Source organism: Streptomyces sp. NPDC044002 (assembly GCF_056434525.1).
The window spans coordinates 1-24,365 of record NZ_JBWKEZ010000098.1 but is presented as its reverse complement, the minus strand read 5'-3'; the positions used below and the strand labels follow the sequence as shown (position 1 = coordinate 24,365).

Annotated in this window: 19 protein-coding genes and 1 pseudogene; 15 read left to right on the top strand and 5 right to left on the bottom strand. The window is 73.5% G+C overall.

All coding sequences use genetic code 11. The annotated features are described in order from the left end of the window. Positions 1-604: pseudogene (locus tag AC07A6_RS38655) on the top strand (hypothetical protein); the annotation flags it as partial. Next, positions 586-1,434, top strand: a complete 849-nt coding sequence (locus AC07A6_RS38650; protein ID WP_362473290.1) for a tetratricopeptide repeat protein — start codon at positions 586-588, stop codon at positions 1,432-1,434. The pseudogene AC07A6_RS38655 and the gene AC07A6_RS38650, both read left to right, overlap by 19 nt. An 81-nt stretch (positions 1,435-1,515) precedes the next feature. Here AC07A6_RS38650 and AC07A6_RS38645 read toward each other — a convergent pair whose 3' ends face one another. Beyond that, positions 1,516-2,787, bottom strand: a complete 1,272-nt coding sequence (locus AC07A6_RS38645) for a DUF1015 family protein (protein ID WP_478780241.1) — start codon at positions 2,785-2,787, stop codon at positions 1,516-1,518. A gap of 134 nt (positions 2,788-2,921) precedes the next feature. Between AC07A6_RS38645 and AC07A6_RS38640 the strand changes: the two genes are divergently transcribed. From AC07A6_RS38640 to AC07A6_RS38625, 4 genes are all read left to right on the top strand, one after another. After that, a complete protein-coding gene (locus AC07A6_RS38640) occupies positions 2,922-3,971 on the top strand; it encodes an HAD hydrolase-like protein (RefSeq protein WP_478780240.1) in 1,050 nt (349 codons plus the stop codon). Between the two features lie 71 nt (positions 3,972-4,042). Next, on the top strand, positions 4,043-5,092 hold the full coding sequence (locus AC07A6_RS38635) for a FecCD family ABC transporter permease (RefSeq protein WP_362473268.1): 1,050 nt from the start codon (positions 4,043-4,045) through the stop codon (positions 5,090-5,092). Beyond that, positions 5,089-6,180 carry a FecCD family ABC transporter permease gene (locus AC07A6_RS38630; RefSeq protein WP_478780239.1) on the top strand — a complete coding sequence of 364 codons (1,092 nt, stop codon included), beginning with the start codon at positions 5,089-5,091 and terminating at the stop codon, positions 6,178-6,180. Before AC07A6_RS38635 ends, AC07A6_RS38630 begins: the two co-directional genes overlap by 4 nt. Then, complete coding sequence (locus AC07A6_RS38625) at positions 6,177-7,013, top strand: ABC transporter ATP-binding protein (protein WP_478780238.1); 837 nt, start codon at positions 6,177-6,179, stop codon at positions 7,011-7,013. The genes AC07A6_RS38630 and AC07A6_RS38625 overlap by 4 nt, the downstream gene beginning before the upstream one ends. Before the next feature lie 121 nt (positions 7,014-7,134). Here the strand turns inward: AC07A6_RS38625 and AC07A6_RS38620 are convergent, their stop codons facing one another. Continuing rightward, on the bottom strand, positions 7,135-7,482 hold the full coding sequence (locus AC07A6_RS38620) for an SCP2 sterol-binding domain-containing protein (protein ID WP_125818979.1): 348 nt from the start codon (positions 7,480-7,482) through the stop codon (positions 7,135-7,137). A 65-nt stretch (positions 7,483-7,547) separates the two neighbouring features. Between AC07A6_RS38620 and AC07A6_RS38615 the strand changes: the two genes are divergently transcribed. The 5 genes from AC07A6_RS38615 to AC07A6_RS38595 all read left to right on the top strand — a co-directional run bounded on the left by AC07A6_RS38615 (position 7,548) and on the right by AC07A6_RS38595 (position 12,734). Continuing rightward, positions 7,548-7,835: a hypothetical protein gene (locus AC07A6_RS38615; protein ID WP_478780237.1), complete on the top strand. Its 288-nt coding sequence runs from the start codon at positions 7,548-7,550 to the stop codon at positions 7,833-7,835. A gap of 7 nt (positions 7,836-7,842) precedes the next feature. Further along, a complete protein-coding gene (locus AC07A6_RS38610) occupies positions 7,843-8,658 on the top strand; it encodes a TlyA family RNA methyltransferase (protein ID WP_478780236.1) in 816 nt (271 codons plus the stop codon). Between the two features lie 38 nt (positions 8,659-8,696). Continuing rightward, on the top strand, positions 8,697-9,635 hold the full coding sequence (locus AC07A6_RS38605) for an NAD kinase (RefSeq protein WP_362473280.1): 939 nt from the start codon (positions 8,697-8,699) through the stop codon (positions 9,633-9,635). 103 nt (positions 9,636-9,738) lie between these two features. Further along, positions 9,739-11,457 carry a DNA repair protein RecN gene (recN, locus tag AC07A6_RS38600; protein WP_362473296.1) on the top strand — a complete coding sequence of 573 codons (1,719 nt, stop codon included), beginning with the start codon at positions 9,739-9,741 and terminating at the stop codon, positions 11,455-11,457. A 146-nt stretch (positions 11,458-11,603) separates the two neighbouring features. Next, positions 11,604-12,734, top strand: a complete 1,131-nt coding sequence (locus tag AC07A6_RS38595; protein WP_478780235.1) for a glycosyltransferase family 4 protein — start codon at positions 11,604-11,606, stop codon at positions 12,732-12,734. 276 nt (positions 12,735-13,010) lie between these two features. Here the strand turns inward: AC07A6_RS38595 and AC07A6_RS38590 are convergent, their stop codons facing one another. Further along, positions 13,011-14,636: a PucR family transcriptional regulator gene (locus AC07A6_RS38590; RefSeq protein ID WP_478780234.1), complete on the bottom strand. Its 1,626-nt coding sequence runs from the start codon at positions 14,634-14,636 to the stop codon at positions 13,011-13,013. 219 nt (positions 14,637-14,855) lie between these two features. Between AC07A6_RS38590 and AC07A6_RS38585 the strand changes: the two genes are divergently transcribed. Both AC07A6_RS38585 and AC07A6_RS38580 read left to right on the top strand, forming a co-directional pair. Next, on the top strand, positions 14,856-16,391 hold the full coding sequence (locus tag AC07A6_RS38585; RefSeq protein WP_478780233.1) for an APC family permease: 1,536 nt from the start codon (positions 14,856-14,858) through the stop codon (positions 16,389-16,391). Positions 16,392-16,405: 14 nt separating this feature from the next. After that, entirely contained in the window at positions 16,406-18,040 is a 1,635-nt protein-coding gene (locus AC07A6_RS38580; RefSeq protein ID WP_478780232.1) for a flavin monoamine oxidase family protein, read from the top strand. Positions 18,041-18,058: 18 nt separating this feature from the next. Here the strand turns inward: AC07A6_RS38580 and AC07A6_RS38575 are convergent, their stop codons facing one another. Then, positions 18,059-19,441 (bottom strand): FAD-binding oxidoreductase, encoded by a 1,383-nt coding sequence (locus AC07A6_RS38575; RefSeq protein WP_362473752.1) that lies wholly within the window; start codon positions 19,439-19,441, stop codon positions 18,059-18,061. A gap of 77 nt (positions 19,442-19,518) precedes the next feature. Continuing rightward, entirely contained in the window at positions 19,519-21,348 is a 1,830-nt protein-coding gene (locus tag AC07A6_RS38570) for a glycoside hydrolase family 15 protein (RefSeq protein WP_478780231.1), read from the bottom strand. Positions 21,349-21,771: 423 nt separating this feature from the next. Here AC07A6_RS38570 and AC07A6_RS38565 point away from each other — a divergent pair, with 423 nt between their 5' ends. Both AC07A6_RS38565 and AC07A6_RS38560 read left to right on the top strand, forming a co-directional pair. Continuing rightward, the gene (locus tag AC07A6_RS38565; RefSeq protein ID WP_125818989.1) at positions 21,772-23,418 is read left to right on the top strand and encodes a CTP synthase; all 1,647 of its coding nucleotides are present in this window, start codon (positions 21,772-21,774) and stop codon (positions 23,416-23,418) included. Between the two features lie 92 nt (positions 23,419-23,510). Further along, positions 23,511-24,143 (top strand): NUDIX domain-containing protein, encoded by a 633-nt coding sequence (locus tag AC07A6_RS38560; RefSeq protein WP_386273798.1) that lies wholly within the window; start codon positions 23,511-23,513, stop codon positions 24,141-24,143. The last annotated feature ends 222 nt before the right edge of the window (positions 24,144-24,365 follow it).

Sequence of the window (24,365 nt, the reverse complement as noted above, 5' to 3'; positions counted from 1 at the left end):
CGCGGTGGCCGTGACGACCGTGGTGGCGACCGTCCCTCGTACCCGCGTCGTGATGACCGTGGTGGGGACCGTCCGTCGTTCCGTCGTGACGACCGCGGCGAGCGCCCCTCCTACCCCCGTCGTGATGACGACCGCGGTGGGCGCCCGTCCTACCCGCGTCGTGACGACGAGCGCGGTGGTTTCCGTGGCGGTCGTGACGACCGTGGTGGCGACCGTCCCTCCTTCCCGCGTCGTGATGACCGTGGTGGGGACCGTCCCTCGTTCCGTCGTGACGACCGCGGCGAGCGCCCCTCCTACCCCCGTCGTGACGACGAGCGCGGTGGTTTCCGCGGCGGCCGCGACGACCGTGGCGGCGACCGCCCGTCCTACCCGCGTCGTGATGACCGTGGCGGCGACCGCGGCGGCTTCCGTCGCGACGACCGGGGCGACCGTGGTGGGTACCGTGGTGGCCGTGATGACCGTGGTGGCGACCGCGGCGGTTTCCGCCGTGACGACCGCGGTGACCGGGACTTCCGCTCCGACCGCGACCCGGTCAAGCGGCTTCCGATCGACGAGGACGTCACCGGCAACGAGATCGACGCCGATGTGCGCCAGGAGCTCCTGAGCCTGCCCAAGGGGCTGGCCGAGGAGGTCTCGCGCAACCTGGTCATGGTCGCCCGGCTGATCGACGAGGACCCCGAGCAGGCGTACGCGTACTCCCGCATCGCCCTGCGGCTGGCCTCCCGCGTCGCCGCCGTGCGCGAGGCCGCCGGCTTCGCCGCGTACGCGACGCAGAAGTACAGCGAGGCGCTCGCCGAGTTCCGTGCCGCCAAGCGGATGACCGGTTCCGTCGAGCTGTGGCCCGTCATGGCCGACTGCGAGCGCGGCCTCGGCCGTCCGGAGCGGGCGCTGGCGATGGCCGGTGAGCCCGAGGTGCAGAAGCTGGACAAGGCCGGCCAGGTCGAGATGCGTCTCGTCGCGGCCGGTGCCCGCCGGGACATGGGCGAGCTCGACGCCGCCATCGTGACCCTGCAGAGCCCCGAGCTGGCCTCCAGCTCCGTCCAGCCGTGGACCGCGCGCCTGCGGTACGCCTACGCCGACGCCCTGCTCGCGGCCGGCCGTGAGGACGAGGCCCGCGAGTGGTTCGCCAAGACCCTCGAGGCCGACAAGGACGGCGCGACCGACGCCTCCGACCGGCTCGCCGAGATCGACGGCGTGGAGTTCGTGGACGCCGCCGCGGCCGACGCGGACCTCGACGAGGCCGACCTCGAAGACGACGAGGACGACGAGGACGACGACCAGGACCCGGCCGAGGTGGCCGCCGCCGAGCGCGCCGCCGACCAGGCCGAGTACTACGACGAGGACGACGAGGAGTACGAGCCCGCCGACGACTCCGACGTCGACCTGACGGACGAGCTCGTGGTCGTCGAGGACGACGAGCGCGGCCAGGCGTAACCGCGCGCCGACGCGACGAAGGAAGGGCGGCACCCCCTCGGGGGTGCCGCCCTTCCGTGCGTCCGGGGTCCTGCCGGGCCGTCAGCCCAGGCTGCGGAGCACCAGGCCGGTGGCCGGCTTCGGGCCGAACGAGGTGGACTTGCGGGGCATCGTGACGCCCTGCCGGGCCAGGTCCCGTACGACCTCCTCCCGTACGGGGTGCAGCAGGACCGCGGTGCCGCCGTGCCGCTCGGCCATCGCGACGGTCGCGGCGGCGTCGTGGATGTACGAGATGTGCTCGGGGGCGTCCGGGATCTGCCACAGGGTGTCGAGCAGGGAGGCGTGCAGCACGGTCGCGTCCAGCCGGCGCCAGGCCTCGGGGCGGTCCTGCCGGACCGTGCGCTCGATGAGGGCCGGATCCGGGTCGGTGACCAGGTGGTAGGAGCCGTCGCCGGTGAGGAGGAAGGCGTTGCCGCGCTCCGAGGCATCCGCGAGGGCCTCCAGGGCCAGCGGCAGCGGGCCCTCGACGGGGCGGACCCGGAAGGAGCCCTCGACCTTGGCCAGCGCCTCGGAGAGGGGGAGCCGGCGCAGCATCCGGTGGATGGCCCGGACCTGGAGCGGGTAGCGGGCGGTGTCGACGAGGAGGACCAGGCCGAAGTCCCAGGGGGTGGCGGGGCCGTGTTCCTCCTGGAGGCGCAGGTACGTCGCCCAGCGGTGGTGGCCGTCGGCGATGAGGGCCTGGCGGTGGGCGAGGTCGGCGGTGACGACGGCCAGCTCGTCCGGGTCAGTGATGGCCCAGAGGCTGTGCCGGAAGCCGTCCTCGGTGACGGTGGACAGCAGCGGCTCGCGCGCGGCGGTGTCCTCCACCACGCCGGCCGCTCCGGTGCCGGGGCCGTCGCCGCGGTAGGTGAGGAGGAGGGGCTCCAGGTTGGCCGAGGTGGCGCGCATCAGGCCCGCCCGGTCGGTGACCACGTCCGGCATGACGTCCTCGTGGGGGAGGACCACGCCCGCCTCGGCGGGGGAGAGGGCCAGGGCGCCGATGACGCCCCGCTGGAGGAGGCCCGGCTTGCGCTGCTCGTAGACGTAGAGCGCGGGGCGCGGGTCGGCGCTGAGGACGCCGGCGGCGAGCCAGTCGCGCAGGGTGCGGGCGGCCTGCTCGTTGCGCGCGGCCGGGGTCTCGGCCTGCGGCAGGATCAGCCGGACGATGTTGTGCGGGTCGGCGGATTCGAGGTAGTCGACTCCGTCGGGGCGTACGACCACGTCGTACGGCGGCGAGGTCACTGCCGCCAGGCTGCCGACGCGCTCCGGGACGTACCTCAGTCCGTGGAAGGGGATCAGGCGCAGCCCGTGCTCCGCGTTGCCAGGTGTGGTCATTGGTGCATGGTAAGACCCGTCTCGCGATGCGGGATGATCGGGGGAGTCACGGGGTAGCGCAAACTCGGACAAGATCGATCTTAAGAATCCCGATGTCTCGAGCGTCGTTGGAACGGTTCAGGAGGAGTGGCCAGATGACCCGGCAGAGCAGGACGGTCCCCGCGGGCAGTGAGCGGAGTCTGCACCAGGCGTACGACACGGCGCTGCTGGACCTGGACGGGGTGGTGTACGCGGGCGGGCACGCCATCGCGCACGCGGTGGAGTCCCTCGCCGTGGCCCGGGAGGGCGGGATGCACCTGGCGTACGTCACGAACAACGCGCTGCGGACCCCGGACGCGGTCGCGGAGCACCTGACCGAGCTGGGGATCCCCACCGAGGCGGGTGAGGTGATCACCTCCGCGCAGGCGGTGGCCCGGCTGATCGCGGACCAGGTGGAGCCGGGGTCGAAGGTGCTGGTGGTCGGCGGCGAGGGGCTGCGGGTCGCGCTGCGCGAGCGGGGGCTGGTGCCGGTGGAGTCCGCGGACGAGGAGGGTCTCGCGGCGGTGGTCCAGGGGTACGGCGGCCCGGACCTGGCGTGGGGGCGGTTCGCGGAGGCCGCGTACGCGGTCAACCGCGGGGTGCCGTGGTTCGCGTCCAACACCGACCTGACGATTCCGGGCGCGCGCGGCATCGGGCCGGGCAACGGTGCGGCCGTGGAGGTCGTACGGATCGCCACGGGCGCGGAGCCGCAGGTGGCGGGGAAGCCGCTGCCCCCGATGCACCGGGAGACGGTGCTGCGGACCGGGGCGGAGCGGCCGCTGGTGGTGGGGGACCGGCTGGACACCGACATCGAGGGCGCGTTCAACGGCGAGGTGGACTCGCTGCTGGTGCTGACCGGGGTGACGGACGCGGTGCAGCTGCTGCGGGCCGAGCCGAGGCACCGGCCGACCTATGTGGACCGGGACCTGCGGGGGCTGCTGGCCGGGCAGCCGGAGGTGGTGGAGCACGCGGGCGGCTGGCGGTGCGGAGGCTGGACCGCGGTGCACGCGGACGGCCGTCTGGACGTGGAGCCGGCGGTCGGGGCCGGCGGCCCGGGCGATCCCGTCGACGGGCTGCGGGCGCTGTGTGCGGCGGCCTGGTCGCGGGCCGGGGACGGGGTGTACGTGGACGACGTGGAAAAGGCCCTGGCCAAGCTGGGGTTCTGAGCCGGGCGGGCCGTGCGGGCTCGGCCGTTCGGGTGATCGGAAAAGGCGCAGGGTAGGCTAACCTAACCTTCGTGTTGGCTGAGAGTCCCCCCGAAACCGAGCAGAGCGCGCCGCCTTCCGCGGCCCGCCCGCGGCGCGCGGCGCGCGTGGCCGGTCTGCTGATCGCCCTCGCCGTGCTGGCCCTGGTCGCGGTGGCGAGCATCGCCGTGGGCGCAAAGCCGATGCCGCTCGACGAGGTCTGGCACGGCCTGTTCCACTACTCCGGCACCACCAACGACGTGGTCGTACGGGACCTGCGGGTCCCGCGCACGGTCCTCGGGCTGATGGTCGGGCTCGGACTCGGCCTGTCCGGCGCGGTGATGCAGGCGCTGACCCGCAACCCGCTGGCCGAGCCCGGCATCCTCGGGGTGAACGCGGGCGCCGCGGCGGCCGTCGTCTCGGCCATCAGCTTCTTCGGGGCCGCCACGCTGAACGAGTTCATCTGGTGGGCCTTCCTCGGTGCCGCGGTCGTCTCGGTGGTCGTCTACGTGATCGGCGGCAGCCGCAGCGCGACCCCGGTGCGCCTGGCGCTCGCCGGTACGGCGGCCAGCGCGGCCCTCGTCGGCTACATCAACGCCGTGCAGCTGATGGACACCAAGGCGCTGGACAAGCTGCGCTTCTGGACGGTGGGCTCGCTGGCCTCGGCCAACATGGACACCGTCCGTCAGGTGGCCCCCTTCCTGCTGGCCGGCGCCGTGCTCGCGCTGACGCTGGGCCGGCCCCTCAACGCGATGGCCATGGGCGACGACACCGCGCGGGCGCTCGGCGCGCACCTGACGCGGACCCGGATCCTGGCGATGGCCGCCATCACCCTGCTGTGCGGGGCCGCGACGGCCGCGTGCGGGCCGATCATCTTCATCGGGCTGATGATCCCGCACCTGGCCCGCCTGGTGACCGGGCCCGACATGCGCTGGGTGCTCGTGTACTCGGCCGTCCTGTCGCCCGTGCTGCTGCTCGGAGCCGACGTGATCGGACGGGTCGTCACCCGGCCGTCCGAGCTCCAGGTCGGCATCGTCACCGCGCTCATCGGCGGCCCCGTCTTCATCTACCTGGTTCGGCGCAAGAGGATGGCCCAGCTGTGACCGCGACCCCCGCCGCCCCGAACCCGGCCGCCCCCGGGCCCGCCGCTCCGGTCGCCCGGCTCCGGGCCCTGCGCGGACCCGGCGGCACCTCGCTGCGGGTCGAGCCGCGTGCGCTGGCGACCGGCCTGCTGCTGGCCGCGGCGACCCTGGTGCTGGCCGTCGTACTGATCGGCACCGGCGACTTCGAGATCGCGCCCTGGGACGTCGTCCAGACCCTGCTGGGCAACGGGACGCCGGCCGACGACTTCATCGTCAACGACCTGCGGCTGCCGCGGGTCCTGGTCGCGGTGCTGGTGGGCGCGGCCCTCGGGATGTCCGGGGCGGTCTTCCAGTCCGTCTCCCGCAATCCGCTCGGCTCCCCGGACATGCTCGGCTTCGGGTACGGGTCGGCCGTCGGCGCGCTCGTCGTCATCGTCCTGTTCAAGGGCGGCTCCGGCGAGGTCGCGCTGGGCGCGGTCGTCGGCGGCCTGCTGACCGGCGCGGTCATCTACCTCCTCGCGTACAAGCGGGGGATCCACGGCTACCGGCTGGTGCTCGTCGGCATCGGGGCGTCCGCCGTCCTCGTGGCGCTCATCCAGTACCTGATCGCCAGGGCGCAGATCGTCGAGGCCACCCGGGCGATGGTGTGGCTGACCGGTTCGCTGGCCGGGCGGGACTGGGCGCAGGTGTGGCCGCTGCTGGCGGTCTGCGCGGTGCTGTTCCCGCTGGTCCTCGGGCAGGGCCGGGCCCTGCGGACGATCGAGATGGGCGACGACGCCGCGTACGCGCTGGGCGTGCCCGTGGAGCGGACCCGGATGCTGCTGATGCTGGCGGCGGTCCTGCTGACCACCGCGGCCGCCGCCGCGGCCGGCCCGATCAGCTTCGTGGCGCTGGCCGCGCCGCAGCTGGCCCGGCGGCTGTCGCGGTCGCCGGGGTCGAACCTGCTGACCGGTGCGCTGATGGGCGCCGTGCTGCTGCTGGCCTCGGACCTGGCCTCCCAGCGGGCCTTCGGCTCCGACCAGCTGCCGGTGGGCGTGGTCACGGGGCTGGTCGGCGGTGTCTACCTGCTCTGGCTGCTCGTCACCGAGCGCAAGGCGGGACGTATATGAACGAGCAGGTCGAAACGAGGAGTGGGCAAGTGCAGAGGCTGAGCGCGGAGAACGTCACCCTCGGCTACGACCAGCGGGTCATCGCGGAGAACCTGTCGGTGGAGATCCCCGACAACTCCTTCACGGTGATCGTGGGCCCCAACGCCTGCGGAAAGTCCACGCTGCTGCGGGCCCTGTCGCGGATGCTGAAGCCGGCTGCCGGGCGGGTGCTGCTCGACGGGCAGACGATCTCCTCGATGCCGGCGAAGAAGGTCGCGAAGACGCTGGGCCTGCTCCCGCAGTCCTCGGTCGCCCCGGACGGCATCACGGTCGCCGACCTGGTCTCGCGCGGCCGCTACCCGCACCAGGGGCTGCTGCGCCAGTGGTCGGCGGAGGACGAGCGGATCGTCGTCGAGTCGATGACCTCGACCGGCGTCGCCGAGCTCGCCGACCGGGCCGTGGACGAGCTGTCGGGCGGCCAGCGCCAGCGGGTGTGGATCGCGATGGCCCTGGCCCAGCAGACGCCGCTGCTGCTGCTGGACGAGCCGACGACCTACCTGGACATCCAGCACCAGCTGGACGTGCTCGACCTGTGCGCGGAGCTCCACGAGAACCAGGGCCGGACCCTGGTCGCGGTGCTGCACGACCTCAACCACGCGGCGCGCTACGCCACGCACCTGATCGCCCTGCGCGGGGGCGTGGTCGTCGCCGAGGGCCCGCCGGCCGAGGTGGTCACCGCCGCACTGGTGGAGGAGGTGTTCGGGGTGCGCTGCCAGGTCATCGACGACCCGGAGACCGGTACGCCGCTGGTGGTCCCGGCGGCCCGCCAGGCCCGCGCGAAGGCCGCCGTCTGAGGCTCCTGCCGGAACTCGGCCGCAGCCTGGCCCGGCCGGTCGCCGGACGGAGTCCGGCGCAGCGCCGCGAAGCCGGGGAGGCCCGCCAGGGCCGAGTCGTGCGAGCGGCGCGTCAAAAGGATCAGAGCAGGCTCTTGAGGCGGAGCAGGTCGCGGAAGCCGGCCTCCAGGCGGACCCGGCCCGAGGCCCAGGCCTTGGCGAACTTCAGCTCGCCGGCGACCATCGCGACCAGGTCGTCGCCGGTCATCGCCAGGCGGATCTCGGCCTTGGAGCGGGGCGGTCCGGGGGTGACCCCGTCCACCCGGATCCGGCCGCCCGCCAGGCGGCCGGAGAAGGTCTCGTCGAGGTCCGTGATGTGGCAGCTCAGGGAGCGGTCGAGGGCGGCGGCGCCGCGGACGTCGCCGTCCGCCGAGGCCAGGTTGTCGGAGAGTCGGTCGAGTGCCGTGCGGCACTCCTGGATCGTAGCCATGGTGATCACGACCGTACCGCAGAGCCGCGGGTGGTGGCGGCGGCGCTTCGGGGTAGCGTCGTGGCATGACCGACGCACAGTCCGGGAGCGTTCCGGACGACCCCCGCGAGCCCGCGGCCCCCGCCGCCGGGCCCGCCGCCGAGCCGGCCGCCGGGCCCGCTCCTCTGGGCCTCGTACGCACCCCCACCGGGCACGCCGCGGTGGACGCGCACCTGGAGCGGCTGGCGGACGCGGACGACCTGGCGGCGGACGGGCACGTCGAGGTGTACGAGGATGTGCACAGGGGACTGCGCGAGGCGCTGGACGCGCTGGACGCGACGCCCGTCCCCGGACCTTACGAAAACAGGAGCTGAACCGAACGTGGCAGGAGTGGCACGCCGCCGCCTGGACGCCGAACTGGTACGCCGCAGCATGGCCCGCTCGCGCGAGCACGCGGCCCAGCTGATCGCCGCGGGCCGGGTCACCGTGGGCGGTACCACCGCCACCAAACCGGCCACCCAGGTCGAGACCGGCGCGGCGCTCGTCGTCCTCAAGGACGACAGCGACCCCGACTACGTCTCCCGGGGCGGCCACAAGCTGGCCGGCGCGCTCGAGGCGTTCCGGCCGCGGGGGCTGGTGGTCGAGGGCCGCCGGGCGCTGGACGCGGGCGCCTCGACGGGCGGGTTCACCGACGTGCTGCTGCGCGCGGGCGTGGCCCACGTCGTCGCCGTCGACGTCGGCTACGGACAGCTGGCCTGGTCGCTGCAGAGCGACGAGCGGGTCACCGTCAAGGACCGCACGAACGTGCGCGAGCTGACGCCGGAGCTGATCGACGGCGTGCCGGTCGACCTGGTCGTGGGGGACCTGTCCTTCATCTCCATCGGCCTGGTGCTGCCCGCGCTGGTGCGGTGCACGGCGCCGGACGCCGACCTGGTGCTGATGGTGAAGCCGCAGTTCGAGGTCGGCAAGGAGCGCCTGGGCAGCGGGGGCGTGGTGCGCAGCGCCGAGCTGCGGGCCGAGGCCGTGAAGGACGTCGCGGCGCAGGCCTGGAAGCTGGGACTGGGTGTGCTCGGGGTGACGGCGAGCCCGCTGCCGGGGCCGTCGGGTAACGTCGAGTACTTTCTGTGGCTTCGGGCGGGGGCACCGGCACTCGACCCGGGGGATGTCGATCGTGCAGTGGCGGAGGGGCCGCAGTGACGGATGTGTCAGCAGGATCAGCAGGTTCAGCACGTCGGGTGGAATCGGAGGGGGCGGCCTCGGGGGAGGCCGTGGAGCACGCGGGGCCGCGGACCGTCTTCCTGGTCGCGCACACCGGCCGGCCGGCGGCGATCCGCAGCGCCGAACTGGTGGTGCAGGGGCTGCTGAAGTCGGGGATCGGGGTACGGGTCCTGGAGCACGAGGCGCGGGACCTGCCGCTGCCGCCCGAGGTGGAGCTCGTACCGGAGTGCACGCCCAAGGTGCTCGACGGGTGCGAGCTGCTGATCGTGCTGGGCGGGGACGGGACCCTGCTGCGCGGGGCGGAGTTCGCGCGCGGCTCGGGGGTGCCGATGCTGGGCGTCAACCTGGGCCGGGTGGGGTTCCTCGCCGAGGCCGAGCGCGACGACCTGGACAAGGTCGTGGACCGGGTGGTGACCCGGTCGTACGAGGTCGAGGAGCGGATGACCCTCGACGTCCTCGTACGGACCAACGGCGACATCGTGCACCGGGACTGGGCGCTGAACGAGGCCGCCGTCCAGAAGGTGTCCGCGGAGCGGATGCTGGAGGTGGTCCTGGAGATCGACGGGCGTCCGGTGACCGGCTTCGGCTGTGACGGGATCGTCTGCGCGACGCCGACGGGTTCCACGGCGTACGCGTTCTCCGCGGGCGGGCCGGTGGTCTGGCCGGAGGTGGAGGCGCTGCTGATGGTGCCGATCAGCGCCCACGCGCTGTTCGCGAAGCCGCTGGTGACCTCGCCGACCTCGGTGCTGGCGGTGGAGGTGCAGAACGGGACCCCGCACGGCGCCCTGTGGTGCGACGGTCGCAGGACGCTGGAGCTGCCCTCCGGGGCGCGGGTGGAGGTGCGCCGGGGGACGGTTCCGGTGCGGCTCGCCCGGCTGCACCACGCCTCGTTCACGGACCGGCTGGTGGCGAAGTTCGCGCTGCCGGTCTCGGGGTGGCGCGGAGCACCGCACTAGTCCGCCCCCGACCGCTATTAGCACATCCGTTCGAGAAGTTTCGGGCGGGTGAGGTCACATGGCACCCGTGAAACCTCGGTATGGTCGTCCCGTGCTTGAGGAGATGCGGATACGGTCGCTCGGGGTCATCGACGACGCGGTGGTCGAGCTGTCGCCCGGTTTCACCGCGGTGACCGGCGAGACCGGCGCGGGCAAGACGATGGTCGTCACCAGCCTCGGGCTGCTGCTCGGCGGCCGCGCCGACCCGGCCCTCGTACGGATCGGGGCCAAGGCCGCCGTGGTCGAGGGACGCGTCGTCATGCCCCCCGGCGCGCCCGCCGCCGTACGCGCCGAGGAAGCCGGTGCCGAGCTCGACGAGGGCGCCCTGCTGATCAGCCGGACCGTGTCCGCCGAGGGGCGCTCCCGCGCCCACGTCGGCGGCCGCTCCGTGCCCGTCGGCCTGCTCTCCGAACTCGCCGACGAACTCGTCGCCGTCCACGGCCAGACCGACCAGCAGGGCCTGCTCCGCCCGGCCCGCCAGCGCCAGGCCCTCGACCGGTACGCCGGCGACGCCGTCGCCGTCCCCCTGGAGAAGTACGCCGGCGCGTACCGCCGGCTGCGCGCCGCCACCGCCGAGCTGGACACCATCACCACCCGCGCCCGCGAACGGGCGCAGGAGGCGGACCTGCTGCGCTTCGGGCTGGAGGAGATCGCCGCCGTCGAACCGCTGCCCGGCGAGGACGCCGAGCTCGCGGCCGAGGCCGAACGGCTCGGGCACGCCGAGTCCCTGGCCTCCGCCGCACAGGCCGCGCACGCGGCGCTGGCCGGCGACGTCGAGGACCCGGAGGGCGTCGACGCCAACACCCTCGTCGCCGGCGCCCACCGCGCGCTGGAGTCCGTACGCTCCCACGACCCGGTGCTCGGCGGGCTCGCCGACCGGATCGGCGAGCTGGGCATCCTCCTCGCCGACGTCGCCGGGGAACTCGCCGGGTACGCCGACGACCTGGACGCCGACCCGCTGCGGCTGGCCGCGGTCGAGGAGCGCCGGGCCGCCCTGACCCAGCTCACCCGCAAGTACGGCGAGTCCGTCGACTCGGTGCTCGACTGGGCCCAGAAGAGCTCGGCACGGCTGCTGGAGCTGGACGGCGACGACGAGCGGATCACCGAGCTCACCGCCGAGCGGGACGCCCTGCGCGAGGAGCTCTCGCTGCTGGCGCAGGCCCTGACGGACGCCCGCACCGAGGCCGCCGAGCGCTTCGCCGCCGCGGTCACCGCCGAGCTGGCCTCCCTGGCCATGCCGCACGCCCGCGTGACCATCGACATCCGCCAGACCGAGGACCCCGAGGGCGTCGAGGTCGGCGGACGGCCGGTCGCGTACGGGCCCACGGGCGCGGACGAGGTCGAGCTGCTGCTCGCCCCGCACCCCGGCGCCCAGCCCCGTCCGATCGCCAAGGGCGCCTCGGGCGGCGAGCTGTCCCGGGTCATGCTGGCCGTCGAGGTCGTCTTCGCCGGCACCACCCCCGTGCCCACGTACCTCTTCGACGAGGTCGACGCGGGCGTCGGCGGCAAGGCGGCCGTCGAGATCGGACGGCGGCTCGCGAAGCTCGCCAAGTCCGCGCAGGTCGTCGTCGTCACCCACCTGCCGCAGGTCGCGGCCTTCGCGGACCGTCAGCTGCTGGTCGAGAAGACCGTCGACGGCTCGGTCACCCGCTCCGGCGTGACGGTCCTGGAGGGCGAGGACCGCATCCGCGAACTCTCGCGGATGCTGGCCGGCCAGGAGGACTCCCAGACGGCGCGGGCCCACGCCGAGGAGCTGCTGGAGGCGGCGCGCGCGGACGCGTGACGAGGGGATCGTTAGCCCGTGTGGGTGAGGCTGGGGGGCGCACTGCGGCATCTCGTACGGGATCCGCACCCGTATGGTCCCGGAACGCGCGTGCGGACTGGCATCCTGGGCGACGTCTCTGACTCCTCACCCTGGAGCTACGGCCCGTGAGCAGCTCCCCGGCCTCCTTCCCGGCCCCCGCACAGCCGTACGGGCGGCCCCCGCTGCGTGCCGTCCAGGTCCTCGGCGGTGCGGGCGCGGGCAGCAGCGCCCACGTACGGTCCCTGGCGACGGGGCTGGCGGCGCGGGGCGTACGGGTCACCGTGTGCGCCCCCGTCGCGGCCGAGGGGGAGTACGACTTCACCGGCGCCGGGGCGGAGTTCACCCCCGACGCGGCGGGCGCCCTGCGGGCCGCCTGCGCCGGCGCCGACGTGGTGCACGCCCACGGGATCCGGGCCGGGATGCGGGCCGCGCTGGCGCTGCGCCACGGCCTCCGGCGGGGGCGGGGGCGGCCGGTGCCGCTGGTGGTGACCTGGCACGGCAGCGCGCCGGAGCCCGCGGGGCCGCTCGGGCGGCTGAGCCGGCTCCTGGAGCGGCACGTGGCCCGGGCCGCGGCGGTGGTGCTGGGCTCCTCCTCCGACCAGGTCGACCTCGCGCGGCGGCGCGGAGCGCGGGACGCACGGCTGGCGGCGGTGGCCGTACCGGCCGCGGCGGCACTGCCCGACGCCGGCAAGACCCGGGCGGAACTCGGCGCCGTGGAGCGGCCGCTGATCATCGCGGTCGGCAGCCTGGTGGCGCGGCGCGGGTACTCCGTCCTGCTGGACGCGGCACGGGCGTGGCGGGTCATGGAGCCGCTGCCGCTGCTGGTGATCGCGGGGGAGGGGCCGCTACGGCCCGAACTGACCCGGCGCATCGAGGAGGAGGGCCTCCCGGTGCGGCTCCTGGGCCGGCGCCGCGACGCCGACCGCCTGCTGGCGGCGGCGGACGTCGCCGTCCTCCCCAGCCGCTGGGAAGGCCGCTCCCTGCTGGCGCAGGAGGCCCTGCGGGCGGGGGTGGCCCTGGTGGCCACCGAGGTCGGCGCCGTCCCGGAACTGGTCGGCGACGCGGCCGTCCTGGTCCCCTACGGCGACTCGGGCGCGCTGGCGGGCGCGGTGGCCGCCCTCCTGGACGACCCTGACCGCCGCGCCGCCCTTGCGGTGGCGGGCCGCGCCCAGGCGGCGACGTGGCCGTCGGAGGACGACACGGTGGCGCAGGTCCTCGCGGTGTACGACGAACTGATGGACCGCCGCGTTCCCTGACCGGGGTTCCGGGGCGTGCTCGCGGCGCGGGCTCGCCATCTCCCCCTCGAGGGGGTGGGGGCGGGTCGGCGGCTGCCCACCCGCCTCCCGGGGTGCGGGTGGGTCGGCTGGGGGCGGTAGCCCCCAACCAGCCCTGAGGCCGTCCGGGGGGATGCCGTTCACCCGCCCCCCGGCCCGCACCCAAGGGGGCGGGTGGGCAACCCCCGCCCCACCCCGCGGGGTCGAGGGGGAGATAGCGGGCCCATACTGCAGCCCCCGGCCCCCACCCCCCGCCCCTCAAGCAGACGGTGCCGCGTGGCGGCGGGCTCGGAGGGCCAGGCTGAGGGAGAGGACCGTTTCGGGGTCGTCCAGGTCCGTGCCCAGGAGTTCCGAGATGCGGGCCAGGCGGTTGTACAGGGTCTGGCGGTTCAGGTGGAGCTCGCGCGCGGTCTCGGCCTTGCGGCCCGCGTGGGCCAGGTACGTCTCCAGGGTGGGGAGGAGGGGCGGGCGGGACGCCGCGTCGTGGACCCGCAGGGCGCCGATCGCGCGGTCCACGAACGCCGCCAGGTCGGGGTGTTCGCGCAGCCGCCACAGCAGCAGGTCGATGTCCAGGCGGCGGGCGTCGTACCAGGGCCGGGCCGGCAGGCCGTGGGCCGCGGTGGCGGTCTCGGCGGCGTGCCGCAGGCCCGAGGAGGCGGCGGCCCAGCCGCCCGCGACGCCGACGACCACGGCCGGCGGGGCGGAGGCCCGGTCGAGGCCGGCCCGTTCGACGCCCGCCCGCAGTGCGGCGGCGACCCGGTCGGCGACGGCCGTGCGTTCCGACTCGGTGCGCAGGGAGACCAGCAGCGGCACCCGGCCCTCGACCGGGCGGACGCCGAGCAGGACCGGCACCCCGACCGAGGACAGCTCCTCCAGTACGGCCCGGGCCAGCACCGCCCAGTTTCCCGAGGCGCCCAGCTCGGTGGAGAGCCGCATCACGATCGGCAGCAGCGGCCCCGTCCCCGGGCGGAAGCCCAGGACCCGGGCCTGGGCCGGGGCGTCCTCCGCCGAGATCCGGCCCTCCGCCAGGTCCGTGAGGAAGTCCCCCCGGCCGCGCGCGGCCAGCTCCTCCTCCTGCCGCGCCTGCATCAGCACCACCGCGAGGACCCCCGCGGTGCGTTCCGCCGCCATCCGGTGCACCGGCAGCAGCGGCGCCGACACCCCGACCAGGACGACCCGTGCCCGGACCGATCCGGTGCCGTGGCCGCCGCCCGGTACGTCGACCGCGACCGCGTTCGCCGACGGCTCGGCCGCGCGCTGGCCGCGCAGCCCCTCCCACACCTGGAGCGGGTCCGCCGCGGCTTCCCCGGCCACCGGTCCGGCCGCGTAGAGGAGTTGGCCGTCCGGGGTCTCCAGGAAGACCGGGTTGCCGGTGAAGTCGGCCAGGATGCGCAGCACCTGCGGGATCCCGCCGCCGCCCAGCAGGGCCTCCGTGCAGCGCCGGTGGACCTCCTCGGCGCGCTGGAGCAGGGCGTAGTGCCCGTTGACGATCTCGGTGTGGACCTCCTCCGTCACCGTCACGAAGGGGACCTCGCGGTGGAGTTGGACGAGCGGCAGCCCGGCGGCCTTGGCCGTCTCGACGATCGTGGCGGGCAGCCGGCTGAAGCGCGGGCCCAGTTCCACGACCAGCGCGGCGATGCCCCGGTCCGCGAGGCGGCGTACGAAGGCGCGCTGCTCGGCCGGCCGGGTGCCCAGGCCGAGCCCGGTGGTCAGCAGCAGTTCGCCGCCCTTGAGCAGTGAGGCGATGTTCGGCACCTCGCCCGCGTGCACCCAGCGGACGGTCCGTCCCAGCCGGTCGGCGCAGGCGACGACCTCCGGGAGCCCGCTGCGCAGCCCCGGCAGCTCAAGTGCCCGCTGAACCGTGATTCCGCCCTGGTTGTCCATATCGCGGACGCTACCGGCCGCCCTGTTCCGCGCACATCACCGGGCGGTTACGGAGTCCGATATGACCCCCGTCCGGACCGACAACTCGTCGCTCTGGCAAGAAGATTATCGGACCGCGTGCCGATTGTGGTCTGCGTCACTCCGTTGGAGAGTGTCGGCCCTCGGACAGAGCAGGGAAACAGGCCGGTACGACAGACCAGCAAGCAGGAACGAGGATCCATGAGCAGAGCCAGCGCCACGCCCCCGCCCGCCGCCACCGGGGCCGCGCCCCCGGTCCAGCGCCTGAAGGCCAACTCCGTCGGCCTCGTCGGCGTCGTCTTCATGGCGGTCGCCACCGCCGCGCCGATCACCGCGATGACCGGCAACCTCCCCATCGCGGTCGGCTTCGGCAACGGCACCGGCGCCCCCGCCGGGTACCTCTTCGCGACCATCGTCCTCACCGTCTTCGCGGTCGGCTACGTGGCCATGGCCAAGCGGATCACCGCCGCCGGCGCCTTCTACGGGTACATCTCGCACGGCCTCGGCCGGATCGCCGGCATGGCCTCCGGGATGCTCGCCGTCCTCGCGTACATCGTCTTCGAGGCCTCCATCGTCGGAGTCTTCTCCTACTTCGCGAAGACGACCGTCCACGACCAGCTCGGCGTGGACCTGCCGTGGATCCTCTACGCGGCCGCCATGCTCGCCGTCACCGCCGTCCTCGCCCACTTCGACATCAACCTCACCGCCAAGGCCCTCGGCGTGATGCTCGTCGCCGAGATCGCCGTCCTCTTCGCCGTCGCCACCGCCGTGCTCATCGCGGGCGGAGGCCCCGACGGGATCCCGCTGGAGCCCGTCAACCCGAAGAACGCCTTCACCGGCACCTCCGCCGGACTCGGCCTCTTCTTCGCCTTCTGGTCCTGGGTCGGCTTCGAGTCCACCGCGATGTACGGCGAGGAGTCCCGCGACCCCAAGCGGGTCATCCCCAAGGCCACCATCATCTCCGTCGTCGGAGTGGGCCTCTTCTACATCTTCGTCTCCTGGATGACCATCGCCGGCAACGGTCTGGCCGAGTCCGTCACCCTCTCCGCCTCCACGAACCCGCTCGACCTCTTCTTCGCCCCCACCCGCACCTTCATCGGCGCCTGGGCCGTCGACGCCTTCCAGTGGCTGCTGCTCACCGGCTCCTTCGCCTGCGGGATGGCCTTCCACCAGTGCGCCGCCCGCTACCTCTACGCGATCGGCCGCGAGGGCTTCCTGCACCCGGCCCTCGGCCGTACGCACGCCGAGCACGGGTCCCCGTACGTCTCGTCCATGGTGCAGACGGCCATCGCCACCGGCCTGGTCGCGCTGTTCTGGCTGACCGGGCAGGACCCGTACATCCACCTGTACACCCTGCTCGCGATCCTCGGCACGATGGCGATCCTCATCGTCCAGACCCTCTGCTCCTTCGCGGTGATCGGCTACTTCCGCAAGAACCACCCCGAGGACCGGCACTGGTTCCGCACCTTCACGGCCCCGCTGGCCGGAGGCGTCGCCATGGCCGCCGTGGTCGTCCTGCTGCTGGTCAACATGAGGACGGCGGCCGGGCTCGCCGCCGACTCGTTCTTCTTCACGCTGATCCCGTGGATCGTCGGGCTCGTCTTCTTCGGCGGGCTCGGGCTCGGCCTCTGGCTGAAGTTCAAGGCCCCCGACCGCTACGAGGTCATCGGCCGGGTCGTCCTGGAGGACTCCGCCGAACGCGCCGACGAGCCCGCCCCCACCGCCGCGAACGCCTAGGAGGAGCCACCGCCATGGCCCGTACGCCACTGATGAACGCGCTCCAGCGGCTCGCCGCCGAGCACTCCGCCGCCCGCCGGCTGCGGCTGCCCGTCGCCGAGGTGCGCGGCTCCACCCGCCGCGAACTCCTCTCCCGGGCCGCCGCGCTCGGCCTCGGCACCGCCCTCGCCGCCTCGGCGGGCGCCCCCGCCACCGCCCACGCCGCCGACGCGCAGACCGGCAAGAAGGTCACCCCGGCCCGCGTCGCCGTCGTCGGAGCCGGGATCTCCGGCCTCACCGCCGCGCTCACCCTCCAGGACGCGGGCGTCCCCTGCACCCTCTACGAGGCCAACCCGGCCCGCGTCGGCGGCAGGATGTGGACCCAGCGCTCCCTGTGGGCGTACGGCCAGACCTCCGAGATCGGCGGTGAGCTGATCGACACCAGCCACAAGAAGATCCTGGAACTGTGCCGCCGCTTCGACCTGCCCGTGGAGGACTTCCTCGGCGGCGGCCCCAACGGCGCCGAGGAAGTCCTGTGGTTCAACGGCGCCTACTACTCGCGCACCCAGGCCGACGAGGACTTCAAGGCCGTCTACCAGGCCCTGCACCGGGACCTCCAGGAGGCCGGCGAGGTCTCCTGGAACTCCACGACCCCGGCCGGGACCGCCCTCGACGACATGACCCTGTACGAGTGGATCGAGACCAGGGTCCCGGGCGGCCACAACTCGCGGCTCGGCCGGTTCATCGACGTGGCGTACAACGTCGAGTACGGGGCCGACACGGACAAGCAGTCCGCCCTCGCCCTCGTCCTGCTGATGGGCTACCAGCCCAACCCCGGCAACTTCAACGTGTGGGGCCTGTCCAACGAGCGCTACCACATCGTCGGCGGCAACGACCGGCTGCCGAACGCCATCGCCGCCGCCCTGCCCGCCGGCACGCTCGTCATGGGGCGCGAGCTGCTCGCCGTACGGGTCTCCGCCGACGGCACCCAGACGCTGACCTTCGACGACGCGGGGTCCACCCGGACCGTCGTCGCCGACCACACGATCCTGTGCCTGCCGCTGCCGGTCCTCCAGCGGACCGACCTCGGCGGGGCGGGCTTCGACCCGCTGATGAAGAACCTCCTGCGGGACGCCCGCATGGGCTACTGCACCAAACTCAACATGCAGTTCACCAGCCGGCCCTGGCGCGGCAGCGGCCCCTGGCCGGGGGTGTCGGCCGGCGACTGCTTCACCGACCTCGACGTCCAGCAGACCTGGGACACCACCAAGGTCCAGCCGGGCAACGGGGGCATCCTGCTCCAGTACGGCGGCGGCACCCTGGCGGGCTCGCTCACCCCGGGCAGCCCCTTCGCCACCGATTCCGACCCCTACGTACGCGCCCTCGCGGGCCGGATGCTCACCGGCATCGACTCCTTCTACCCGGGCACCAAGGCGGCCTGGACCGGACGGGCGCAGCTGTCGGCCTGGCACCGCAACCCGTACTCGCTCGGCGCGTACTCCTACTGGCCGACCGGCTACCTGCACAGGTACGCCAAGTACGAGGGCACCGCGCAGGGCCGGATCCACATCGGCGGCGAGCACTGCAGCTACGACTTCCAGGGCTTCATGGAGGGCGGCGCCACCGAGGGCGAACGGGCCGCCCGGGAGGTGATCGCCGCCCTCACCTGACAGCCTCGCGGGGGCGCCTCACAGGGGCTTGATGTTGTGGTTGAAGCGGAACACGTTGTCCGGGTCGTGACGCCGCTTCAGCTCGCCCAGGCGCCGCATGTTCTCGGCGCCCATGCCGGCCACCACCCGGTCCGCGCCCTCGTCCCCGGTGAAGTTGAGGTACACCGCGCCGGTGCTCCACGGCCGGGCGTCGGCGCGGACCTCCCTGACCCACTCCCGGACCCGGTCGTCGTCGGCCGGGTCCTCCCACATCCCGTACGGGTGCACCGCCCAGGGCGCGTCGCGGTAGGGGACCGGGTAGTCGGCCGGGCCGGAGGCGATGGCCCCGCCCTGCGGGAACAGCACGTGCTGGGTGCCCGTCGGCACCGGCATCGAGTCGGCCCGCGCGCAGAACGCGTCCACGAACGCGTCCGGCGCACCCGTCAGGTACTCCGCCGACCAGTAGTTCCGGTAGCCCGGCGGGTCGTCGATCATGCACTGGAGGTCGGCGTACGGGATGGCCGTGACCATCTCCACCTCGTGCGGGATCGCCAGCAGCGGCTCCGCCAGCTTGCGCAGCCCGTCCTCCGGGCCCGCGTACGTCAGCAGCGCGCCCGCCACCAGCAGCCCCACCAGGTGCGGCGGGACGAACTCCTCGGGCGGTGCCGTCATGTAGATCGCGCCGCCGCCCGCCTCCGGCGGACCCTGCTCGATGACGTCCCGGAAGGTGCGCACCACCTCGGGGCCGCGCTCCGGCAGGTACAGCAGGAACGCGATCGACATGTGCGGCAGCTCGTGCAGCCGCAGCGTCAGCGAGGTCGCGACGCCGAAGTTCCCGCCGCCGCCGTGCAGCCCCCAGAACAGGTCCGGATGGTCCTCCGCCGTGACGTGCAGCAGCTCCCCGTCGGCGGTGACCAGGTCCACGCCCAGCAGGTTGTCCACCGCCAGGCCGAACTTCCGGTCCAGCCAGCCCGTGCCCCCGCCCAGGACGAAGCCGCCCACGCCGGTGGTGGAGACCCGGCCCCCGGTGGTCGCCAGCCCGTACGGCTCGCAGGCCCGGTCCAGGTGGCTCATCACGGCCCCGCCCCCGATGTGCGCGGCCCGCGCCGCCGGATGGACGGTCACCGCGTGCATCCGGCGCAGGTCCACGACCAGGCCGCCGTCGTTCAGGGACATCCCCGCCACGCTGTGCCCGCCGCCGCGCACCGCGATCGGCAGGTCCAGCTCCCGGGCGAAGCGCACCGCCGTCACCACGTCCGACGCGCCCTCGCACTGGGCGATCACCGCCGGCCGGCGGTCGATCATGGCGTTGAACAGGGTCCGGGCCTCGTCGTACCCCGGGTCGTCCGGGGCGAAGACGTCACCGGCCAGATCCTCGCGGAGCGCGGCGAGGGCCGCCCCCGCCTTGGAGAGGGGCGCCATGGCCACCCCCCTTTCCCGTGAAGGGCAAAGGACCCTTACAGGCTAGGCGGGCGGCCCCGGACCCGCGCGTCAGCCGCTCAGCCGCCGTAGGCCCCGCTGGCCGTCAGCCGCAGTGCCGTGTCGATCAGCGGGACGTGGCTGAAGGCCTGCGGGAAGTTCCCCACCTGCCGCTCGTGCTTGGAGTCCCACTCCTCCGCCAGCAGCCCCAGGTCGTTGCGGAGCGACAGCAGCTTCTCGAAGAGCCGGCGGGCCTCGTCGACCCGGCCGATCATCGCGAGGTCGTCGGCCATCCAGAACGAGCACGCCAGGAAGGCCCCCTCGTCGCCCTCCAGCCCGTCCACCCCGGCCTCCTCGCCGGCCGTCGGGTAGCGCAGGATGAAACCGTCCGGGGTCGACAGCTCGCGCTGGATCGCCTCGATGGTGCCGATGACCCGCTTGTCGTCGGGCGGCAGGAAGCCCATCTGCGGGATCAGCAGCAGGGAGGCGTCCAGCTCCCGGGAGCCGTAGGACTGGGTGAAGGTGTTGCGCTCCGGGTCGTAGCCCTTCTCGCACACGTCCGCGTGGATCGCGTCGCGCATCTCGCGCCAGCGCTCCAGCGGGCCGTCCGCGTCCCCGCTCTCGATCAGCTTGATCGTGCGGTCCACGGCCACCCACGCCATCACCTTCGAGTGCACGAAGTGGCGGCGGGGGCCGCGCACCTCCCAGATGCCCTCGTCCGGCTCCATCCAGTGGGTCTCCAGGTAGCGGATCAGCTTCAGCTGGAGCACCGAGGCGTAGTCGTTGCGGGCCAGGCCCGTCATGTGACCCAGGTGCAGGGCCTCGGTGACCTCGCCGTACACGTCGAGCTGGAGCTGGTGGGCGGCGCCGTTGCCGACGCGCACCGGCGCGGAGTTCTCGTAGCCGGGCAGCCAGTCCAGCTCGGTCTCGCCCAGCTCGCGCTCGCCGGCGATCCCGTACATGATCTGCAGGTTCTCCGGGTCGCCGGCCACCGCGCGCAGCAGCCAGTCCCGCCAGGCGGCGGCCTCGCCCCGGTAGCCGGTGCGCAGCAGCGAGGACAGGGTGATGGCGGCGTCGCGCAGCCACGTGTAGCGGTAGTCCCAGTTGCGGACCCCGCCGATCTCCTCCGGGAGGGAGGTGGTCGGCGCGGCGACGATCCCGCCCGTGGGCGCGTACGTGAGCGCCTTGAGGGTGATCAGCGAGCGGATCACCGCCTCCCGGTAGGGCCCGTGGTACGTACACAGGTCCACCCACTCGCGCCAGAACTCGCTGGTCGCCTCCAGCGCCGCCGCCGCGTCCGGGGTCTCCGGGGCGCCCTTGTGGGAGGGCTGCCAGCTGATCGCGAAGGCCACCCGGTCGCCGGGCCCGACCGTGAAGTCGGAGTACGTCGTCAGGTCCTTGCCGTACGTCTGCGCGTCGGAGTCCAGCCAGACCGAGTCCGGGCCGGCGACGGCCACGGTGCGCCCGTCCACCTTGTGCACCCACGGCACGACCCGCCCGTAGCTGAAGCGCATCCGCAGGGCCGAGCGCATCGGGACGCGCCCGCTGACGCCCTCCACGATGCGGATCAGCTGCGGCGCGTGGTCCTCGCGCGGAGGCATGAAGTCGACGACGCGGACGGTCCCGCGCGGGGTGTCCCACTCCGACTCCAGCACCAGGGAGTCCCCCCGGTAGCGCCGGCGGGCGGCCCGCGGCGGCTCCGCACCCGAGGGGACCGCCGGGCCGATGCGCCAGAACCCGTGTTCCTCGGTGCCCAGAAGGCTCGCGAAGACGGCATGGGAGTCGAAACGTGGCAGACACAACCAGTCCACCGAGCCGTCCCGGCAGACCAGCGCCGCGGTCTGCATGTCCCCGATCAGTGCGTAATCCTCGATGCGCCCGGACACGTTGGTCTCCAGTCGAACGGCCACGTCCGCCCCGAAGGGCGCTTGCAATGCGCTGTCGCGCGGTCTCCTGTGCGCAGGGATCCCCGCGTCGAGTCCTAGATTGCCGGAACCGGCGTTGTTACGCCGTCTGCCGGACTGCTCGGCGGCGATGTGCAGCGGTACCCGAGCAAGTTATGAGCGCACCCTAGTGATCTCCTTAAGTATCGGGACAATGTCACTCGGCCAAACGGGTGACCTGCGGGAACGGCCGACCGGAGGACTCGCGGGCGGCGCCGCGCAGCGCGCCCGGAGGCGGACCGTCCCGGGCGCTGATAGGCTGGTACCCCGTGGACCGGTGGTCTGCCTGTGCGAATCAGGGGCCCCGAAACCGCAGCTTCGGCACCCCCGGAAACGGGAGAAGTCGCCGGACGCACCTCACCTCGCGACCACGGGAGCCCCCTCTTGGCGATGCCGCCCAAATCCATGACGACCAAGCACATCTTCGTCACCGGGGGTGTCGCTTCGTCCCTCGGCAAGGGCCTGACGGCCTCCAGCCTGGGTGCGCTGCTGAAGGCGCGCGGCCTGCGGGTCACGATGCAGAAGCTCGACCCGTACCTGAACGTCGACCCGGGCACGATGAACCCCTTCCAGCACGGCGAGGTGTTCGTCACCAACGACGGCGCCGAGACCGACCTGGACATCGGCCACTACGAGCGCTTCCTCGACGTCGACCTCGACGGCTCGGCCAACGTCACCACCGGCCAGGTCTACAACACGGTCATCGCCAAGGAGCGCCGCGGCGAGTACCTCGGTGACACCGTGCAGGTCATCCCGCACATCACCAACGAGATCAAGCACCGCATCCGCCGCATGGCGACCGAGGACGTCGACGTCGTCATCACCGAGGTCGGCGGCACGGTCGGCGACATCGAGTCGCTGCCGTTCCTGGAGACCGTCCGCCAGGTCCGCCACGAGGTCGGCCGCGACAACGTCTTCGTCGTGCACATCTCGCTGCTGCCCTACATCGGCCCCTCCGGCGAGCTGAAGACCAAGCCCACCCAGCACTCCGTCGCGGCCCTGCGCAACATCGGCATCCAGCCCGACGCGATCGTGCTGCGCGCCGACCGCGACGTCCCCACCTCCATCAAGCGCAAGATCTCGCTGATGTGCGACGTGGACGAGGCGGCCGTGGTGGCGGCGATCGACGCCAAGTCGATCTACGACATCCCCAAGGTGCTGCACACCGAGGGCCTGGACGCGTACGTCGTCCGCAAGCTCGACCTGCCCTTCCGCGACGTCGACTGGACGGTGTGGGAGGACCTGCTGGACCGCGTCCACAACCCCGACCACGAGGTCAAGGTCGCGCTCGTCGGCAAGTACATCGACCTGCCCGACGCCTACCTGTCGGTGACCGAGGCGCTGCGCGCCGGCGGCTTCGCCAACAAGGCCCGCGTCCAGATCAAGTGGGTCACCTCCGACGACTGCAAGACCCCGGCCGGTGCCGCGGCGCAGCTCGGCGACGTGGACGCGATCTGCGTGCCCGGCGGCTTCGGCGACCGCGGTGTCAACGGCAAGGTCGGCGCGATCACCTACGCCCGCGAGAACAAGATCCCGCTGCTGGGCCTGTGCCTGGGCCTGCAGTGCGTGGTCATCGAGGCCGCGCGCAACCTGGCGGGCATCGAGGGCGCGAACTCCACCGAGTTCGACGCCTCGACCCCGCACCCGGTCATCTCGACCATGGAGGAGCAGCTGGCCTTCGTCGAGGGCGCGGGCGACCTGGGCGGCACCATGCGCCTGGGCATGTACACGGCCAAGCTGGCCGAGGGCTCGATCGTGCGCGAGGTCTACGGCGACGCGTACGTCGACGAGCGCCACCGCCACCGCTACGAGGTCAACAACGCCTACCGCGGCGAGCTGGAGAAGAAGGCCGGCCTGGTCTTCTCCGGCACCTCCCCGGACAACAAGCTCGTCGAGTACGTCGAGTACCCGCGCGAGGTCCACCCCTACCTGGTGGCCACCCAGGCCCACCCGGAGCTCCGCTCCCGCCCGACCCGGCCGCACCCGCTCTTCGCGGGCCTGGTCAAGGCCGCGGTGGAGCGCCAGCAGCAGGGCTGACGCGCGGTAGCTGACGCTCGGTAACGTAGACAGCCGGGTACGGATCATCCGTACCCGGCTGTCGCGCGTTGTGGAGGGCACTGGCCATGGGGATCGCCATCAAGGACACGTCGGAGACCTGGGAGACGCTGTCGACCAGTCGCCCCTTCCAGGGGGCCAAGACGGCGGTGGCCTCCGACGAGGTGCGGATGCCGGACGGCTCGGTGGCCCGCCGCGACTACCAGGTGCACCCGGGATCGGTGTGCGTGCTCGCCCTCGACGAGGACGGCCGGGTGCTGGTGATCCGGCAGTACCGCCACCCCGTCCGGCACCGGCTGTGGGAGCTGCCCGCCGGGCTGCTGGACGTGCCAGGGGAGAACCCGCTGCACGGGGCGCAGCGCGAGCTGTACGAGGAGGCGCACGTCAAGGCCGGGGACTGGCGGGTGCTGGCCGACTTCTTCGCCTCCCCGGGCGGCTCCGACGAGGCGATCCGGGTCTTCCTCGCACGGGACGTCGCCGAGGCGGACGGCGAGCGGTACGCGGAGGCCTCCTCGGAGGAGGCCGACATGCAGGTGGAGTGGGTCGCGCGGGAGGAGCTGCTGCGCGGGATCCTGGCCGGCGAGCTGGGCAACCCGGCGCTGGTCACCGGGGTCCTGGCCCTGACGGCCGCGCTGGCCTCCGACTCCGGCCTGGACTCCCTCCGCCCGGCGGACGCCCCTTGGCCGCAGCGGCCGTACGAGGCGTAGCTGCCGCTGGTGCGGGTCCGGGTCCGGGTCCGGTGCCCGGGGCGGGGTGCCGGTGGCCGGAGCTGCGGGTGAGGGGTGCCGCCCTGGCCCGGGGTGGTGCCGCTGCGCGGGGCGAGTTCCCCTACCCGCCCTTCGCCCGTTCCCCGGGCTGCGCCCGGAGCCCTCCTGGGGGCTCCGCCCCCAGACCCCCGCGCCTCAAACGCCGGCGGGGCTGTCTATAGC

What these genes read in the sequence shown, in the direction of transcription:
- AC07A6_RS38645 (WP_478780241.1), bottom strand. Translation starts at nt 2,787, where the DNA reads ATGACCACACCTGGCAACGCGGAGCACGGGCTGCGCCTGATCCCCTTC.
- AC07A6_RS38640 (WP_478780240.1), top strand. Translation starts at nt 2,922, where the DNA reads ATGACCCGGCAGAGCAGGACGGTCCCCGCGGGCAGTGAGCGGAGTCTG.
- AC07A6_RS38625 (WP_478780238.1), top strand. Translation starts at nt 6,177, where the DNA reads ATGAACGAGCAGGTCGAAACGAGGAGTGGGCAAGTGCAGAGGCTGAGC.
- AC07A6_RS38620 (WP_125818979.1), bottom strand. Translation starts at nt 7,482, where the DNA reads ATGGCTACGATCCAGGAGTGCCGCACGGCACTCGACCGACTCTCCGAC.
- AC07A6_RS38615 (WP_478780237.1), top strand. Translation starts at nt 7,548, where the DNA reads ATGACCGACGCACAGTCCGGGAGCGTTCCGGACGACCCCCGCGAGCCC.
- recN (WP_362473296.1), top strand. Translation starts at nt 9,739, where the DNA reads ATGCGGATACGGTCGCTCGGGGTCATCGACGACGCGGTGGTCGAGCTG.
- AC07A6_RS38590 (WP_478780234.1), bottom strand. Translation starts at nt 14,636, where the DNA reads ATGGACAACCAGGGCGGAATCACGGTTCAGCGGGCACTTGAGCTGCCG.
- AC07A6_RS38585 (WP_478780233.1), top strand. Translation starts at nt 14,856, where the DNA reads ATGAGCAGAGCCAGCGCCACGCCCCCGCCCGCCGCCACCGGGGCCGCG.
- AC07A6_RS38580 (WP_478780232.1), top strand. Translation starts at nt 16,406, where the DNA reads ATGGCCCGTACGCCACTGATGAACGCGCTCCAGCGGCTCGCCGCCGAG.
- AC07A6_RS38575 (WP_362473752.1), bottom strand. Translation starts at nt 19,441, where the DNA reads ATGGCGCCCCTCTCCAAGGCGGGGGCGGCCCTCGCCGCGCTCCGCGAG.
- AC07A6_RS38565 (WP_125818989.1), top strand. Translation starts at nt 21,772, where the DNA reads ATGCCGCCCAAATCCATGACGACCAAGCACATCTTCGTCACCGGGGGT.